The following is a 17,066-nucleotide window of genomic DNA, read 5'->3' on the forward strand; positions in this document are numbered from 1 at the left end:
CTTAATAATTATTCACATATAATTACTATGTATGGTGGTATTACGTGGAAAGCCTATGGTATCACCACTTTTGATGACATCGCGAGACCTGGAATCCAAGTCTCATCAAAGCTTTACTTGTGAAAGGACGTCCTGATGTCTGCAGTAGAATCCGCAGCAAGCGCTGTGAGCGCCAGTCGTTTCCGCAACACCGCTTCGGTCATTGATCGGACGCGAATGCATTTCGAAAGGGCTCACCAACGTGGTCTCATGGCCGTTTACGGACGGTCGATGGAGGGGAGGACGGTCAGGCTCACGAGAGGCGAGCGGCGAGGCGATACCGTTGCCGACTATGTACGTTGTTGCTACCTCGGCCTGGACAATCATCCGGCTATCGTTGCCGGCGCGGTTGCCGCAATAGAGGAATACGGATCACTCCACTGGTCATGTGCACGCACGCGGCTGAATTTCGGGCTCATTGGTAACCTTGAGGACATACTTTCTCAACTCTTTGGGGCGCGCGTTATTGCCTATTCAACAGTCATGATTGCCAATATGGGCGCATTGCCAATCATCGCCTCCGGACATCTAACGGAAGGCCAAAGACCTGTTATGGTGTTCGACCATCAGGCCCATGCCTCCCTCGCCTTTCATAAGCCAGTCGTGGCCGAGGAGACCCAAGTTAAGACAATTCCTCACAATGACCTCGATGCTTTGGAGCAGATTTGCCGCAAGCATCCAATCGTCGCGTATGTGTGCGATGGCGTCTACTCGATGGGCGGCTTCGCGCCGATCGAAGGGCTTCTCCAGTTGCAGGAGAAGTATGGTCTTTTTCTTTACATCGACGACGCGCACGGAATTTCCCTCTTTGGCGAAAATGGTGAAGGCTTTGCGCGCTCGCAATTGCCCCGTGAGCTCGGTGAGCGCACAATCGTCGCGGCGTCCCTCGCCAAGGGCTTCGGCGCGTCGGGTGGCATGCTGATGCTTGGAACGGCGTATCAGGAAGAGCTATTTCGTTGCTACTCCATTCCGCATGCCTTCTCGGCTGCGCCCAACGTCGCAGCTGTCGGTGCCGCTATAGCCTCGGCGGAAATTCACCGGACGAGCGAGCTCAAGGTTCGCCAAGGTCAATTGGTCGAGCGCATCGCCTTTTTCGACGAGCTCATCGAGACAGATCAGGGAGGCGCCTCTCTGCCAATTCGTATGATCAAGGTGGGCGACGAATTCGCAGCCATCGATTTCGCAGAGCGCCTGCTAGATGACGGCTTTTATACATCCGTCACGTTCTTTCCGACGGTCGCTCGCGGCCACGCAGGCATACGCATCTGCCTGACCGCAAGTCACAACCTGTCGGATCTGGAGCGGCTCTGCAGCAAGATTCTGAGCTACCAACCCGTGTTTACCACAGCCTAAGCCCAGAATGACGCCGATGCTGACGCTACGCCCGGGTCGGCTCCCCCGGGACGACTTATCGGGCGGAGCGTTCCGCCGAAGAAGTCTCACCCGGGCACCAAGGATTTTCAGAGTTTCGGATCATGATCAGCTATGATCAACTTAGCATCTCCCGCCTTGCGCACGAGCGCGCAAAAAAAGGTCACGCCCGGGGGCAACCCGCGCAGCAGTGTCCATGAGGCGCACTTCTTTCTGACATCCGGGGAAGAGAGCGTAAGTAACAGACGTCGACGAGAACTCCTATCTGGATTTCCAGAACAATTTCATCGCCCTGATCCGAGCTTATGGCCACCCCGATGTGAATGCCGCGCTCATAGAGCAAATCGGCTGGAAGCTCAGTTTCGCCAATCCCACCGAGAGCGAGATCGCGCTCGCCGAGATCGTTTGCGAAAGGGTGCCCCTCTTCGAGCAGGTACGCGTCACCAATACAGGTCGGAGGTAGTGATGATGGCCATCACAGCCGCGTGCGCCATCACCAGACGCCAGAAGATGGCGAAGTGCGAAGGCCCCCATCATAGCAATTATGACTATGTGGAAGCTAGCTTCGATCTCCTTCCCGCCGACCGGCAAACGGAGACGAAGGCCTACAATACTGGAACCCCGGGGTCAGTCCTGGCCGAGGTGGTTGTCATTCCGTTCAACGACATCGTTGCGATGGAGCGGGTGCTGGCGCAGCACAAGCAGACGCTGGCGTGCGTCGTCATCGATCCCTTTGCGTCCCGCGCGGGGCTCGTACCTGTCGATTCCTCGTACCTAAGTTTGTGGGAGTTTGCAGCCCGCCACGGAATTCTGCTGATTTCACATGAAGTTCCGAGTTTCCGGTTGAATCTCAGCTTTTGGACCCGCGATACTCAGATCGCGCTATTTGACCAGGTTCTCTCTCTTTCTGATGGCTTGGGCATCCATGACCGTGCCGGTAAGCGAAATCGCGGTTCTGGTCGCCACAACCCCTCCCTTCGCGGTGCTCTTCGCTCATATTTCCCGGTGCGAGTGGTCATCAAAGGCGACTATCTTCGGTCTGTTGGTAGGCTTCTTTGGCCTGGCCGCCTTCTTGGCCATTCCGCAGTATCCACGTTTCAGCCGAGCGGAAACGTGACATCGCTCCTAACCCCTCTGGGAGCGTCTGCGAAGCTATGCTCTGTCCAGTCATGCGATGGCCCGGCTGCGGGAAGGAAATGCCTCGTGAACGGAACGGCGGTCATGATCTGCGCCACTCCCATGCCGCTGCCGGTGAGCCTCGCCTTCGAGAAGCCTTGGACGATCATCCCGACTGTTCAGGCTCTTAGCGCTCTCCTGTTCCTTGGTGTCATGTCCACAGCAGTGGTCTACGTCGTCTGCTGCCGGTTAGTAAGCTTGGGTGGGCCAGCCTAGGTCACTTGCATCATTACTTGCCAAGAGGCCAAGTATTATGACCATCACAGCATTTTCTGCGCAAAACAATACTCTTCAATCAGGTCATACCGATGATGCCAAAAACGTCGAAACGTTGTCATAGATAGAAGTATTAATGATCAACTAATTATGACTCTTCTTTTAGAGAACGATCGTGCTTGTTCTTGAGACATCGCGTCTTTTCATTCGTCCCTTAGCCATCTCGGACTTCGAAGACGTTCATCGGCTTCACACCGATCATCTTGTCGTGCAATCGCTGTTCTCCGGCGAGCCTCCATCGTGCGAGAACACACAAGAAAAGATGAAGCAGTATGTGCGGGACTGGCGGCAGAACGGCTTTGGCTTTTTCGGCGTTTTCCTGAAGGATTCGAAGGAACCGGGCGAGTTCGCGGGCCGCGCGGGGCTACGGTATTTCGAGGATACGACGCACGTCGAGTACGGCCTTTGTCTGTTCGGGCATGTTGCCGGCCGTGGGATCGGCCCGGAAGTCGGCCGAGTGATCCTGCGCTTTTCGTTCAAAGAGCTCAATCTGGAGCGAGTCGTCGCGGTAGTTCGGCCAGAGAACAAACGCTCTATTCGCGCGCTGGGAAAGATCGGATTCAAGCACGTGGAAGACAGAGAATACGGCGACCACGTGAAGGGCTTCTATGAGGTGCGCGCAACCCAGTACGGCATCGCCCGCCAGAGCGGCGGAACCAGAGCACATACGGACTGAACGTCGGTCGCTCGTCGGCTGCTTTGAACGGGCTGCGATGCGCGTTCTCCTCATAGACAGCTGTGCTCGCCGGCCGACCTGTCAGGTGGGGACGAATTCGCCGCCGTTGACGTCGATGATGGCGCCATTGATGAAGTCGGAGTCCGGACGGACGAGGAACTCGACGACGCGGGCGATGTCTTCGGGCCTACCGAGCCGTTCGATCGGGATCCGCGCGAGTGCAGCGCGGTTGCCGGCCGTCTCGGGCGGTCCCGTCATCTCGGTTGGGATGCGACCAGGGCAGATCGTGTTCGCGGTGATGCCGAGCCCTGCGTATTCGCTCACGATCGAGCGGGCGAGCCCGGCGAGCGCGCTCTTCGAGGCGACGTAGCTCGCACCAGCGATCTTCGGCTGCGTACGCGCCGCGAGCGAGCCGATCAGGACGATACGGCCCTGCCGGGCTTCCGCCATGCCGGGCAGCACCTCGCGGCAACTGAGGAAGGCGCCCGTGAGGTTCACCCGGATAACGTGATCCCATTGCGCAAGCGGAATGTTGCTGAGTGCAAGTCGCTGACCGTCGGGACCTTTCGGCGAGTAGCCCGCATTGCAGACGAGCGCGGACACTGCTCCCCAGCGCTCGCGGACATTGGCGAAGAAGCGGCCGAGGCCATCTTGGTCGCGTAGATCGACCGTGTCAGCATGGATCTTGCAAACTGGGAAACGGGCGCGGAGCTTGACCGCGGCAGCCTCCACCCGCCCTCTCGTCTGGCTGAATAAGGCGACGCGCCAGCCCGCCTCGATAAGCTGCGCGACGGTCGCAAAGCCGATCCCGGTCGCTCCGCCGGTGACGACCGCAATACCCGCAGATTCGCTGTCTTCCGTCACACCACGGACTCCATGTCGCGAGCGGCGTCGCGGTCAAGCGTGCCGTCGAAGAGAGAGAGCGCTGGGTGGGCGTCCGGATCGGCCATGACCTCGACAAGCCAAGGTCGCCCTGAGGCGAGCGCCTCGTCGAGAGCAGGCCCGATGTCGCCCGGCGCCTTGACTACTGTCGCACCGCAGCCGCACGCCCGCGCGATCGCCGCGTGGTCAACCGGAGCGAAATGGCAGGCGCTCGTATAGGCCCCGAACTTCACGGTCTCGGCATCCTTCTGGAAGCCGAGCACGCCGTTGTTGAGGACGATCACGACGACGGGCACGCGGCTGCGCACCATCGTCTCTAGTTCCGCCCAGCTGTGAGCGAAGCCGCCATCGCCCGTGACCGCCACAACCGGCGCCTCCGGCCGCGCGATCTTCGCCCCGATCGCAAGGGGTAGGCCCCAGCCGAGGCCGGCGAGGCCACGCGGCGTGAGAAAGCGCTGGCCGGCGCGCTGCGAGCGCAACTGACCGACGATCCACATGGACGAATAGCTCGCGTCCGCCACGACGATCGTCTCGGGAGCGAGGCGCACCTGCAGCTCCCGCATCACGCGCTCGGGCCGGATGGGACTCCTGTTGCTACCCGCGAGCGGCGCACGGTCCTCCTCAAAGGCGGCCCAGGCGGCCGCGATGCGCATTTCGGCGTGCGCTCGCGCGGTGCGGCGGTGCGACTGGTCGAGGCGCTCGATGGCCTCGCACAGCGCGTCGAGCGTCGCCGCCGCATCGCCAACGAGGCGCAGCGCCTCGTAGTTGCGGCCGATCTCGGTCGGGTCGACGTCGATATGGATGACGCGTGCGCCCGCCATAATCTGGCGCCAACTGTCCGTTCCGTTTTGGTTGGTGCGCGTGCCGACGAGGAGGACGACGTCGGCCTCGTCGAGGATCGCCCTCGTTCGCCGGCCGAGCGAGCGCGGACCTGTGAGCGAACCGAGCACACCGCACGAGAGGGGATGGAGTTCGTCGACTGCACCCTTGCCCATATTGGTCGTGAAGACGGCCAGATGTGCCGTCTCCTGGAGGCGGGCTAGCGCCACCGAGGCCATGGGCGAGGTTGCGCCGCCGCCGGCGACCACGACCGGCGCTCGGGCTCCGGCGATGAGCGCGGCCACCTCGCACAGAACGTCGTCCCCCGGCCGTGTGCGGTCGATCGGCCAATGGCCGAACCTCGCGCGTCGGATATGTCTTGGCGCGACGGCCGGCTCACGCAGGAGGTCGGCCGGAAGCAGAAGCACCGCAGGCCCCGGCCGGCCGCTGCCGGCCGCGATGAAGGCCTGGTCAACATAATCATCTGCCCGGTCGGCGGTAATGATGCGGCGCACCCATTTGGCGCAAGACGAGAAGAGGGCGAAATGGTCGAGCTCCTGGAAGGCGTTGCGGTCGACCTGCGGCCGCTCGACCTCCTGCACGAGAGCAACGATGGGCACACTCGCCTTGAGGGCCTCGGCGAGCGGCGGCACAAGGAGCGTAGCGGCAGGCCCGTTTTGGGCGGCGACCACGGCTATCCTGCCGGAGACGCGGGCAAACCCGTCCGCCATGGCGCCGCCCATGTTCTCCTGCCGGTAGGCGAGCTGGCGGATGCCGATCGCCTCGCAGGCGAGGATGACGGCGGAAGGCAGGCTTTGTCCAAAGATCACCTCGATGCCGTGGCGCTTCAACGCACGCGCAATCGCCTCTGCGACAGTCTCTCCCATGATCACTCACCCTTTAGCGTATCGAGGAGCGCGGTGCGCTCGTCGAGGAAACGATCGAACACGTTTGCGACGAGCGCGATGTCGTCATCGCCCATGGGTGTCGAGAGACAGGCGGCGGCCGCGTTGGGCAGGACAATGCCGTTCGCGGAGAAGAAGCGGCTGAGCTCCTTCATCACGGCGTCCTCTCGCGGGCCGAGGAAGGCTTCGCGGAACTCGTGGGGCGGCCTGCGCCGCGGGTGGATACGGAAGAGGGAGGCGGCGCCTGTGACGCTCAGGGGGGCGCCGTGCCGCGCGATGATGCGTTTGAGCCCGTCCCGCAGCCTATCGCCCAGCCGCTCGAGGTGGTCGAAAGCGGCGCTGTCGAGGGCTTCCATCGCGGCGAGCCCGGCCGCCATCGAGAGCGGATTGGCCGAGAAGGTACCGCCCTGCGGCAGAACAGGACGGCCTGATCCGGCATCGAAGACTGCCATCACCTCGCTGCGGCCGCCGATCGCCCCGATAGGGAGCCCGCCGCCGATGATCTTGCCGAGTGCGAAGAGATCGGGTGCGAGTCCGTAGCGCGCAGAGGCACCTTCGTAGCCCTGTCGGAGATTGAGGACCTCGTCGCTAATAACAAGGATACCGTGACGACGGGCCGACTCTTGGATGGTGGATACGAAATCCGGCGAGGGCGAAACGAGTCCACCGCGGCTCGGCATGGGATCGACGAGGACGGCTGCGAGGCGCCCTGCATGTTCCGCGATCTGCCGGCGCGCACCCTCAGCGTCGTTGAAGCGCAAGATCACGACGTCATCGAGCACGGCTTGCGGCATGCCGCGGTAATAAAGAGTGGACGCGGGATGTTCGGGATCGCCCCACGTCTGAGGCGTCGCGGCCTGGCTGACTTCTACCCAGTCATAGGCGCCGTGATAGGCCCCCTCGATCTTGGCAATCGCGGGACGCCCGGTGAACGCCCGCGCCGCCTTGATCGCGAACATGACCGCCTCGGTACCGGAATTGACGAAGCGGATGCGGTCAAGGTGTGGAATGCGGGCGCAGAGAAGCTCGGCGAGTGCAATTTCGATCTCGGTCGGGTTTGCGAAGCAGCTTCCGCTCCTGAGCTGTTGCGTCACAGCTTCGATCACGGGCGGGAAGGCGTGGCCGTGGATGAGGGTCGTGAAGTTGCCGTTAAGGTCGAGGAAGCGGCGCCCGTCGACGTCGACGAGAAATGCACCCTCTCCGTGATGCATGTAGCGGGGAATGGGATCGCGCTCGATCGTGACCCGCGCCGTGCCGTCCGGGAAAACACCACGCGCCCGGCCGAAGGCCTCGGCCGAACGCGGCCCGACGGGCGGATGGGGGGACAATGCTGCTTGCTCGAACACAAGGCTCTCCTCTAGCTATGGAGGCCGGCACCATAGAAGAAAATGTAATTTGATGCAACAAAAATGTTGAGTGAGGAATGTTGCCGGCTCAGTCGCCGCGAGCGTGCACGAGATTGCTCAGCCGACGGTATCCGTCGCGTAGGTCATTTTCGATGGCCGCGCGAACCGTCGCGGGATCACGATCCTTGAGGCCGCGCAGGGCCCACTGATGATTCGCCACGCCTTGTCGCTTGATGGCGAATTCGGGATAGAGACCGTTGAAAGACGGGCCGATCCTGAGCCACTGCGATTCGATCATGGCGACGAGGCGCGGCATCTGCGAGCGGTCGTAGATGCGGAAGTGGAAGTCCTTGTTGAGCCGCAGCACCTCCATGTAACGCCTTTCGTCGAGAGCCGTGTTGAGCTTCTCCTGCGTGTCCTCGAGAAAAGCGATGTCGTCCTCGCTCACGTGTGGCGTCGCCTCTTGAGCGGCGAGGCTTTCAAGGGCCAGGCGGATCTTGGTGACCTCGTCAAGCACGGCCATTGTTAGCACGGGCACCACGACCGTCTTCGGCCCGAGATTGACGAGCGCACCTTCGCCGATCAGCCGGTTGATGGCATCGCGCGCCGGCGTCGTCGAGACGTGGAGCGCTTGCGCGACTGAGCGCACCGTGAGCTTAGTGCCCGGTTCGCACTGCCCGCGGATGATGGTGTCCTTCAGACTCTCATAGGCGAGCTCGCCGAGGCTGCTCTGGCGGTCGAGGGGCGCGAGTGGTGCTTGGACGATGTTCTGATGCATGAAAGACCAAAGTGCTAATCGAGGGCTTGGACCATGAACCTCGCAAGCCCGATTGACAAGGGCTCTGGGTCAATCCGAAATGTTACATCAAATGTCAAAAAAGTGGTGGATCGCGAGTGGAACGCTCGACGCCGGATCAGTGGCCCGGCAGACCGCCGGCCCAACAAACCGAGGGGCGAGAGTGGACGCAAAGGCAAGCAACATTACCGGCAGTCCCGTATCGATCGAGGGCGTGTCGAAGGCGCACGGGCAGTTGCTCGCGGTGGACGGGGTGTCGCTCGCCGCGCGAGGGCGAGTTCGTATCGCGCCTGGGGCCTTCCGGCTCCGGCAAGACAACGCTCCTCATGATGATCGCGGGTTTCGAACTTCCAAGGGCAGGACTCATCCGGGTGGGCGCGAGGGACGTCACGCACGTGCCGCCCAACAAGCGCGATATCGGCATGGTCTTCCAGAAATACGCGCTCTCCCACACATGACGGTCGCCCAGAACATCGCCTTTCCGCTCAAGCTGCGAAAGGTGGAGCGCAGCGAGATCGAGCGGCGCGTGGAGCCGACGCCCGCCCTGCCGAGCGAACTGTCGGACGGCCAGCAGCAACGCGTCGCAGTAGCGAGCGCTTGTTTTCGAGCCGCCGGTGCTGCTTATGGACGAGCCGCTCGGCCTCGCCCTCGTTCGCCTCGAAGGCTACGGCGCGCTCGACAAGAAGCCGCGCGGCGAGATGCGGATCGAGATCAAGAGCCTGTAGCAGGCGCCTCAGGGTCACCGTCATCTACGTGACGCACGACAGGAGGAGGCGCTCACGCGTGGCTGTGATGAGCGTTGGCGGCCTGGCCCAAATCGGAAGCCCTTTTGACCTGTATGAGGATCCGAAGACGCCCTTCGTCGCCGACTTCAACGGCAAGATGTATTTTTTGCGCGGCGGGTATCTCGGCTCGGATTCGGCAGGAGCCATGGTGCGCCTCCCTGGCGAGGTCCGCATCGCAGCCAAGAGCGTCAATGGCTCGGCCGGTCTCTTCGACCCCGGCAAGCCGGTCAAGATTGCCGTACGGCCGCAGCGCCTGAGGCTCGCGCCGTGCGGGGAGGGTGGCCCCTTCGCCATTCCGGCGACGGTGGAGGCCGCCATTTTCGTCGGCTCCTTCCACGTCGTGGTTGTCCGCATCCCAGGTGCCGAGGAGCTGCTGTATGTGCAACTGCCGGCAACCGGTGCAGGCCTCGCCTTCCGGGCGGGGGAAGGCGTCGACCTCCTCGCCGAGCGCGAGGCGGTGCGCCTCTTTCCCGCGGAGGCCTGAGCCATGGGCGGCGCAGAGCAGTCGACGAAAACAATCATAGCGATGGGATCATCCATGAAGACGTCGTCAGACCAACCGGCTCATGGAAGCTCTGGGCGAGGGTCGCGCTCTTAGCTCTCCCGCTCATCGCGGGAAGCGCGGCCGCGCAGGAAGTCGTCGTCGCGACCACAGGCGGCGGCTACCAAGAAAGAGAGGGAAGCCATCATGACTACGTCGCCATTTCGCCGGGGGCAGGCGCGTCCTTCCGATGCTTCCCTCGGTCTTACGGAATGCTCAGGCTGATGCGGCCGTACGCCTAAATAAAGGCGGCCGCCTATGCCGGTGAGAAGGAGGTTGTAGTCGCCGGGCGACTACGGCGAACTCGTAACCAGCGACGACGTACAACCTCGCCGGAATAGCCGTTGTAGTAGACGATGTCGGCCTCGCCGTCCCCCGTCTGCGTCGAAACGTTGCGCGCTCCCGGTTCCGTTTCGCAGAGGCAGATGTTGTAGTTGAAGGCCGTTCCACGAATGGTCGGCCGCAGATGCGGCGGGTGTGGGCAGGATCTGCTGCACTGGCCACCGGTCCCGCCAGGACGAGCTGCCTTTGCCCTGTGCCATGGCCGGAGCGAGGAGAACAAACGGCAGAATCGCACCGACTACGCGTGCTCGAATGGACCATCGGCGTTCGGATCGTGGCCTGTTGCTTATGACTCCCCTCATGTTGACGCACGGCAGATTTGCAATTTGATGTAACATCTATTGACGTAAGTCCTCAATGTTCGATAATGGAGCCAATTTGGTGCATCAAGGGGAGAAGAAATGGTCCGGGTGTTCGTGTCGAGCCTTTTCCACGAGGGCAATAGCTTCAGCGCGATCCAAACGACCCTTTCCAGCTTCTGCGTTGTTCGCGGAGCTGCGCTCACGGCCAAGGCACAGGTCTCAAACGCCTCGCTTGGCGGTGCCTGCAGACGTCTCGAGCGAGCTGGAGCGGACATCCTTCCCGGCCTCTCGGCGGTGGCTCCGCCCGGCGGGCCGATCGTCGATGCCGTCTATGAGCGCCTGCGTGACGGCATTGTCGCAGCAGTTCGAGAGGCGGAGCCAGACGGTGTCTATCTCGACCTTCACGGGGCCATGGTGACCGAAACGCTGGACGATCCTGAGGGCGATCTCATCGCCGCGATCCGGAAAGCCGTCGGGCCGCGGGTCGTCATCGCCGTCAGCCTCGACCTGCACGCCCACGCCACCGACGCAATGCTTGCGAACGCCGACATCATCGTTGCCTGCAAGGAGAACCCGCACACAGACTACCCTCTCGCGGGCGAACAGGCCGTGGAACTCATGCTCGCGATGCTCGAAGGCAGGATTGTACCGGTTACGGCCGCCGTGCGCCTACCTATGATCGTAGGCGTCCAGATGGAAACCGCGCGCGGGCCGCTCTGTGAGGTACACCGGTTGCGTCGCCAGATTTCGGCGCAGGAGCCGGCCGTCCTGGACATCTCGATTTACAATACGACGACGCTCGTCGACGTTGCCGACGGCGGCCAGTGCATCACGGTGACGACCGATGGAGCGGCGGATGTGGCCGCGGAGATCGCGGCCCGGTTGGCACACGAGCTTTGGCTGAGACGGTTCGCCTTCAAGCCGGATTTCGTGCCTCTCGAGGACGTGCTCGCGGACGTGGCGGCGGGACGTCTGCAGGGCCCGGTCATCGTGGGCGATCAGGGCGATCGCGTGCTCGCAGGTACCGCGGGAGATGGAACCGTCATCATCAGTGAACTGCTCTCGCGCTGGCACACTATCCGGGCTCTCATTCCGCTAACAGATCCAGAAGTGGTCGCAGCGGCGGGCAGGCTCGGTGTCGGTTCTGTCTATCGAGGACCGATCGGTGGCAGGCTGTCGAAGGGTATCTCTCCCGTAGACGGCGAATGGCGCGTCGAGCATCTGGGCGACGGAGATTTTGTTCACGACGGCCCTTTTCTCGCGAACGAGCCCGGCGTGCTCGGCGCGACAGCCGTGCTGCACCGGGACAATGTGACGGTCCTCGTGACGAGCCTGCCGGGCTTCACGCAAGATCCGGCCGCTTTCCGCAGTCAAGGCGTCGATCCGGCCGCCTATGACATTGTAGTCACCAAATCCGGCTATCATTTCAAGATTTCTTTCGCCTCGGTCGGCCCCTGCATCGTCGTCGACACGCCCGGCATTTCGAATTTCCAGCCCGGCCTGCTGCCGTTCCAGAAGCGCAGGCCGATCTTCCCGGAGGACGAGGTTCCTGAGCCGAACTTCGCGGCACGCCTGTTTGGGCGAGTCCGGCCCTAGCAGTCCCCGGAATTTGGTTGGGAAGGAACTCGCGACCGCGTGATGTGCAGCCAGGACAATGATCCGCCCCATGACTTCGTCCGTCTACCAGCCTCGACCGATAGGAGAAAATTACAATGAGCGTCATCGAGAAGACCATAAATCTGTCCGATTGCTCGCTCCTGAAGGCCCAGTTCTATGTGGACGGCGCCTGGGTCGGGGACGGTATCGACGCGGTCGACAACCCGGCGACGGGGGAAGTTATGGCCAAGGTGCCGCGCTTCGGCGAGGCCGAGACGATGGCTGCGGTCAAGGCCGCGAGCCGGGCGTTCAAGCCAGTTCGCAGATCCTGCGCACATGGTTCGAGCTGATCATGGCGAACCAGGAAGACCTGCGCAGATCATGACCGCCGAGCAGGGCAAGCCGCTGGACGAGGCGCGCGGAGAGGTCGCCTATGCCGCCTCCTTCGTCGAGTTCTATGCCGAGGAGGCCAAGCGCATCTATGGCGAGACCATTCCGTCGCCCTTCCCGGGCTCGCGCATCATCGTGCAGAAGCAGCCGGTCGGCGTCTCGCCGCGATCACGCCCTGGAATTTCCCGGCTGCGATGATCACGCGCAAATGCTCGCCGGGCCTGGCGGCGGGCTGCACTTTGTGATCAAGCCCGCGCCTGACACGCCGCTGACCGCACTGGCGCTGGTCGCGCTCGCCGAGCGGGCGGGCTTTCCCAGAGGCGCGCTCAACGTCGTGACAGGCGATGCGGTCGCGATTGGCATGGTAATGACTTCGCATCCGGCGGTGCGGTTCATCAGCTTCACCGGCTCGACGCCGATCGGCAAGCTCCTGATGCAACAGGCGGCCTCGACGGTGAAGAAGGTTGGGCTCGAACTCGGCGGAAATGCCCTTTCATCGTCTTCGACGATGCTGATCTCGAGGCGGCGGTAGCCGGCGCGATCACGGCCAAATTCCGCAATATGGGCCAGACATGTGTCTGCACCAATCGGCTTTTCGTGCAGGAAGGAATCCACGACGCCTTCGTCGAGAGGTTCGCCGGCAGGGTTGCCGAACTCAAGGTCGGCAACGGCGTCGAGGTCGGCGTCGTGCAGGGGCCGCTCATCAATCAGCGTGCGGTCGAAAAGGTCGAGCGTCACGTTGCCGGCGCCGTCGCCAACGGCGCCAGGATAATCATCGGCGGCAAGCGCCATGCCCTCGCCCGCAGCTTCTACGAGCCGACTGTTCTGTCGGGCGTCACCACGATGATGCTGGTTACGCACGAGGAGACCTTTGGCCCAGTCGCCCCAGTCTACTCCTTCCGGTCCGAGGAGGAGGTCGTCGCTTCGCCAACGACAAGCCCTTCGGGCTGGCCGCCTATTTCTACACCAAGGATCTCGGCCGCGCCTTTCGTGTCGCCGAGGAGCTGGAATGCGGGATGGTTGGCATCAACTCCGCCATTCTCGGCACCGAGGTCGCCCCCTTTGGCGGCGTCAAAGAATCCGGCCTCGGCCGCGAGGGGTCCCTCCACGGCATCGACGAATTTCGTCGAGATCAAATACGTCCTTGTGGGCGGACTCAGCACCTGACGCTGGCCCAGCGAAGAAGACTCGGCGGTCTGGGCGCCGAGCGTACCACACCATTTTGCAGAAACTACATCGACCAGGCCTGGCCACGAACACCCCAACCATAGCTGCGGGTCATGGCGGTCGTGGCCCCCAGTCTCGTCCGGGAAAACGAAGCGCTTGGATTCTATATGGATGGCGCTGCCACCCCCGTCGGCGCAGCGATGCCCTGTCGCGTCGGGGTGACGGGGCGAGCGCGTTCTTCGACAGCCTGCTCTGCTATCCAATTCGTCCACCTCCAACGCGCAGATAGGCGCCGGCAACATAGCTCGCGTTATCGGACAGAAGCCAAACGATCGCCTCGGCTATCTCCCGCGCGTCGGCGGCCCGGCCGATCGGGATCGTGACTTCGGCCTCGGCAATCTGAATGGGATCGGGAAGCTCGGTTCGTGTTGGCCCTGGGCTTACCGTATTTACTCTTATGCCTTCGCGCGCGACCTCCTGGGCGAGTGCCACGGTAAAGGAGTTGATTGCGCCCTTCGAAGTCGAATAAGGCACCCGTCCTCCGGAGGCTTTACCCTCCGGATCAGGCTGGAAGACCGGGTCAGGTGACAGGGCACCACCGGTCTTCGACAGCCCGGACGAGATGTTGACGATCGCACCGCCCTGGCCGCCGCGCCGCGTCGACATGCGTCGGATCGCCTCGAGCGAGCAGTACATCGTCCCGAGGAGATTAACTTCAATCACTTGACGAAGACCGGCAGGGTCTAAATCGATGAAACGCCCCCGCTTGCCGACGATGCCGGCACAATTTACGAGAGCGGTCAGCGTCCCGAACTCACGGTCCAGGGTACCGAACATTCGCGCAACCTCGGCCTCGTTCGCGACATCGCCCTGAACAGTAACGGCCTTGCCGCCTGCCCGCTCGATATCCGCTACGACACCGTCTGCCGATGTCCGATCGTATCGATAGTTGACGCCGAGAGCCCACCCCTGTTCGCCGAGAAGCCGGCAGGTGGCGGCGCCGATGCCCGTGCTTCCGCCGGTCACGAGCGCAATTTTCGAGGATCCTGTCGTCACTTTGACCTCCATTTTAAAGGCACGGCGCGCCGCGCCGAAGATCTGCCAAGTGGCGAGCCCGAGCACGCGCGCCGCTCGTGCCGAGCTCGGACGGATCGCTGCCCCCACCCGGCAGCGGCTATCGCAAGGACGATCGTGAACCCGCCCCAGCGCTTCAGCATGTAGTCGATTGGCTCAGCAACCGGAAAGCTTCGGGACAATTTGGCCCGCTCGGCCTGCATCCATTCCTCAAGTGCCTCCGCGATCGGCCGGCTTTCCTGCCGGCGTCATTCGCGCCACCTCCGCTGGTGCGGGGAGGTGAGGGGATGCTGATTGTCCTTGTTTACTGAGGGTCGGAAATGGTGAGATCGACCAACCGATTAAGTCGACGGCTCGCTGAAGTATCGCCTCGGTCTGGGCACTGTTGGGTGAAGCGGCAATGACATGTCCAATGCGGTCTCGGTGATCGCCCTTCCTCACGATCGGCGTCTTGGGGTCAACATAAAACTTCACCTCGGCGACACCTGGTATGGCAGCCACTCGACCGTCGCCATCGATCCAATCGAGGGTGCCATCGCGATCAGGAATTAGGTACCGCACGGCCGCGGCGTGCGAATGCCTTTTGCGCAAATCCCATTCGCCGCCGATGACAACCTTGATGTGTTCGGTTATGAGATCGACACCGTAAGCCAGCTGAACCAGTTGAGGATCGGTCCCACCCGGAAGACGCGGATTGACTTCAATGACAACTGGGCCAAGCTTCGTCCACCGGAATTGAATAATCGTTGGCCCCCATCCAAGGCCGAGAGCTCGCAAACAACTCAGCGAAATATCGGCGATACGCTTATGCTCGTCCTCAGTCAGCGGGGCCGGATGGATGCACTCACGAAAGACGAAATGCGGTAGGGGGCCGAAGTCAGCGGCGGCAATCGCAATGACCTCAGTTCCCATTATGTCAGCGCCATAGGATGGGCCGTCTGCGAATTCTTCAACCAGTATCCTCGGCGAAGACCGCCATATATGCTTCCCACCCAACAGAAAAGTCGTATGTTCGGCTACCTCGTCGACATTACGGCACAATCGGACACCGCTGCTGCCAGTGCCTACGGCCGGCTTAAGAATCACCGGCAGGCCGATCTCCGCGGCAGAGCTTTCTACGTCCGTCGCATTCGCTGCCAAGCGATAAGCAGGTACTGGAACGCCGGCGCCCGCAAGGAGCTGACGCTGAACGTATTTGTCGCAGCATTGTTCAACCGATGCTGGGTTCGGTCCCGGTAGATTGAAGTATCGGCAAAGCTTGCCAACTGTCGCATAGACCTCCTCCTCGGCGGCCGTAATTCCAGCAATGTCATAGGTCGCACGCAGGCGGGAACATTCGTGGATCAGCGCATCGAGATTGTCTGTGTCGACCCGGATTGTCTCGATGCTTTCCGCCGCAAGATAGTCGTACCGAGCTGGATCAGTCGACAGGGTAATTGGGTGAAGACCAAGACGCTGGGCCGCTTGGATGAATAGCAGACCAGTACGCGCATGGCCTTCAACCATGATGAGCGCTCTTCTTTTCATTGGCGTTGACCCTCCGTTGCGTGCTGTGCGGCGGTCTGAGCGTTACAGGGGTCGCTTTTATTCGTGCCTGCCCTCAGACCTTGGGATGAACGTACCATTATCAGCGATTTGCGGTTGCAAAGATTCTGTGAAATGTACTTGCAGGAATGTTGCACCGTTTAATTACCGGCGTCATTTCGCGAGAGCAGCCATTGTATCGACGAGACCAAAGAAATTGGTCGGAGAACCCTGGCTGCCAGCCCTCTAAGTTGAGGGGACCGCAGTCATCGGCGGACGTTCCATAGTCTCTGCTCCGCAGCCATTTGCATTGGATGTTGTCATTGGTGCACAAAGCTGGCGGCTGTAAGGCTGCAGCTCTGCGCGCCGTCCTCGGCCGGCATCGCTAGCAGGCTCCTCTGATTGGGGTCGTTGAGGTCAAGCTCCTGCTGATATTTTTCCGGACCATGTCGCCCCGCGGGTCACTCGCTTCTCTTCGCGGTCGACGTTAGGCCGCCGCATGATGGGGTCAGTAGAGCGAGGCGTCTCAATCTGTTGAACGACCTTGGGAGAGTTCGGCCCAGGATCGTGCCTGCTAACGAGATCACCTTGCCCATCGTCCCCACGGGAACGATCCGGATCACGCCCTTTCGGGCGGAATCAACTCCTCCTTCGTTGGTCCGTTATCCCGTATTTCATACCGATACGCGGCCGGGTGCGGAATTCTGTTGCATCACTCCACATGCGATGCAGGATGACAGCGAGCTTGCGGGCAACAGCAACTCGGGCTCGAGCCATACCGCGCCGTTTGGCGACGTTCATGCCCCACGCTCTGAGGCTCGACCATTTCTTGCTGAGCACAGCGAATGAGCCGCCTCATAGAGGGCCGTGCGGGCGAGTTCGTCACCGCATCGGCTCACCTTGCCCTGAATGTCCTCTGTGGATGGCTCCCGCGATGCAAGAGGTAATTCGACATTATGGCGCGTTGGTCGGGTGCAGTCTTCTGTCCGGCCTGTTGATGCAGCCATTCGAGACTGCTGGCCCTGATGGGGTCGGCGAACTGGGTCCCAATCTGCTTAT

General features: G+C 61.9%; 12 protein-coding genes and 2 pseudogenes. 7 read left to right on the forward strand and 7 right to left on the reverse strand.

Annotated features, from left to right (window positions below):
• Positions 1-135 precede the first annotated feature (135 nt).
• The 3 genes from DH08_RS06880 (at position 136) to DH08_RS06890 (ending at position 3,538) form a co-directional block, all read left to right on the forward strand.
• The gene (locus tag DH08_RS06880; protein WP_192178603.1) at positions 136-1,392 is read left to right on the forward strand and encodes an aminotransferase class I/II-fold pyridoxal phosphate-dependent enzyme; all 1,257 of its coding nucleotides are present in this window, start codon (positions 136-138) and stop codon (positions 1,390-1,392) included.
• Between the two features lie 483 nt (positions 1,393-1,875).
• Positions 1,876-2,802 carry a hypothetical protein gene (locus tag DH08_RS06885; protein WP_192178605.1) on the forward strand — a complete coding sequence of 309 codons (927 nt, stop codon included), beginning with the start codon at positions 1,876-1,878 and terminating at the stop codon, positions 2,800-2,802.
• Positions 2,803-2,977: 175 nt separating this feature from the next.
• Positions 2,978-3,538, forward strand: a complete 561-nt coding sequence (locus tag DH08_RS06890) for a GNAT family N-acetyltransferase (protein WP_192178607.1) — start codon at positions 2,978-2,980, stop codon at positions 3,536-3,538.
• 81 nt (positions 3,539-3,619) lie between these two features.
• Here DH08_RS06890 and DH08_RS06895 read toward each other — a convergent pair whose 3' ends face one another.
• The 4 genes from DH08_RS06895 to DH08_RS06910 all read right to left on the reverse strand — a co-directional run bounded on the left by DH08_RS06895 (position 3,620) and on the right by DH08_RS06910 (position 8,268).
• A complete protein-coding gene (locus DH08_RS06895) occupies positions 3,620-4,402 on the reverse strand; it encodes a 3-oxoacyl-ACP reductase FabG (RefSeq protein ID WP_192178609.1) in 783 nt (260 codons plus the stop codon).
• Positions 4,399-6,126, reverse strand: coding sequence for an acetolactate synthase catalytic subunit (locus DH08_RS06900; protein WP_192178611.1), 1,728 nt, complete (start codon positions 6,124-6,126; stop codon positions 4,399-4,401). Before DH08_RS06900 ends, DH08_RS06895 begins: the two co-directional genes overlap by 4 nt.
• Before the next feature lie 2 nt (positions 6,127-6,128).
• Positions 6,129-7,490 carry an aspartate aminotransferase family protein gene (locus tag DH08_RS06905; protein ID WP_345892356.1) on the reverse strand — a complete coding sequence of 454 codons (1,362 nt, stop codon included), beginning with the start codon at positions 7,488-7,490 and terminating at the stop codon, positions 6,129-6,131.
• Positions 7,491-7,578: 88 nt separating this feature from the next.
• Positions 7,579-8,268, reverse strand: a complete 690-nt coding sequence (locus DH08_RS06910) for a GntR family transcriptional regulator (protein WP_192178613.1) — start codon at positions 8,266-8,268, stop codon at positions 7,579-7,581.
• Positions 8,269-8,612: 344 nt separating this feature from the next.
• Here DH08_RS06910 and DH08_RS37095 point away from each other — a divergent pair, with 344 nt between their 5' ends.
• The 4 genes and pseudogenes from DH08_RS37095 to DH08_RS06925 form a co-directional block, all read left to right on the forward strand.
• Positions 8,613-8,744: a hypothetical protein gene (locus DH08_RS37095; protein WP_345892357.1), complete on the forward strand. Its 132-nt coding sequence runs from the start codon at positions 8,613-8,615 to the stop codon at positions 8,742-8,744.
• A 334-nt stretch (positions 8,745-9,078) separates the two neighbouring features.
• Positions 9,079-9,555: a TOBE domain-containing protein gene (locus DH08_RS37100; RefSeq protein ID WP_345892362.1), complete on the forward strand. Its 477-nt coding sequence runs from the start codon at positions 9,079-9,081 to the stop codon at positions 9,553-9,555.
• A gap of 800 nt (positions 9,556-10,355) precedes the next feature.
• On the forward strand, positions 10,356-11,852 hold the full coding sequence (locus DH08_RS06920; RefSeq protein WP_192178615.1) for a M81 family metallopeptidase: 1,497 nt from the start codon (positions 10,356-10,358) through the stop codon (positions 11,850-11,852).
• 116 nt (positions 11,853-11,968) lie between these two features.
• Positions 11,969-13,366: pseudogene (locus tag DH08_RS06925) on the forward strand (NAD-dependent succinate-semialdehyde dehydrogenase); the annotation flags it as partial.
• A 298-nt stretch (positions 13,367-13,664) separates the two neighbouring features.
• Here DH08_RS06925 and DH08_RS06930 read toward each other — a convergent pair.
• The 3 genes and pseudogenes from DH08_RS06930 to DH08_RS06940 form a co-directional block, all read right to left on the reverse strand.
• Positions 13,665-14,531 carry an SDR family oxidoreductase gene (locus DH08_RS06930; RefSeq protein ID WP_345892358.1) on the reverse strand — a complete coding sequence of 289 codons (867 nt, stop codon included), beginning with the start codon at positions 14,529-14,531 and terminating at the stop codon, positions 13,665-13,667.
• 162 nt (positions 14,532-14,693) lie between these two features.
• Complete coding sequence (locus DH08_RS06935; protein ID WP_192178617.1) at positions 14,694-16,010, reverse strand: ATP-grasp domain-containing protein; 1,317 nt, start codon at positions 16,008-16,010, stop codon at positions 14,694-14,696.
• A 636-nt stretch (positions 16,011-16,646) separates the two neighbouring features.
• Positions 16,647-16,921 (reverse strand): annotated as a pseudogene (locus DH08_RS06940) (hypothetical protein); the annotation flags it as partial.
• Positions 16,922-17,066: the final 145 nt, after the last annotated feature.

The organism is Mesorhizobium amorphae (assembly GCF_014843845.1).
Lineage (GTDB): Bacteria > Pseudomonadota > Alphaproteobacteria > Rhizobiales > Rhizobiaceae > Mesorhizobium > Mesorhizobium amorphae_A.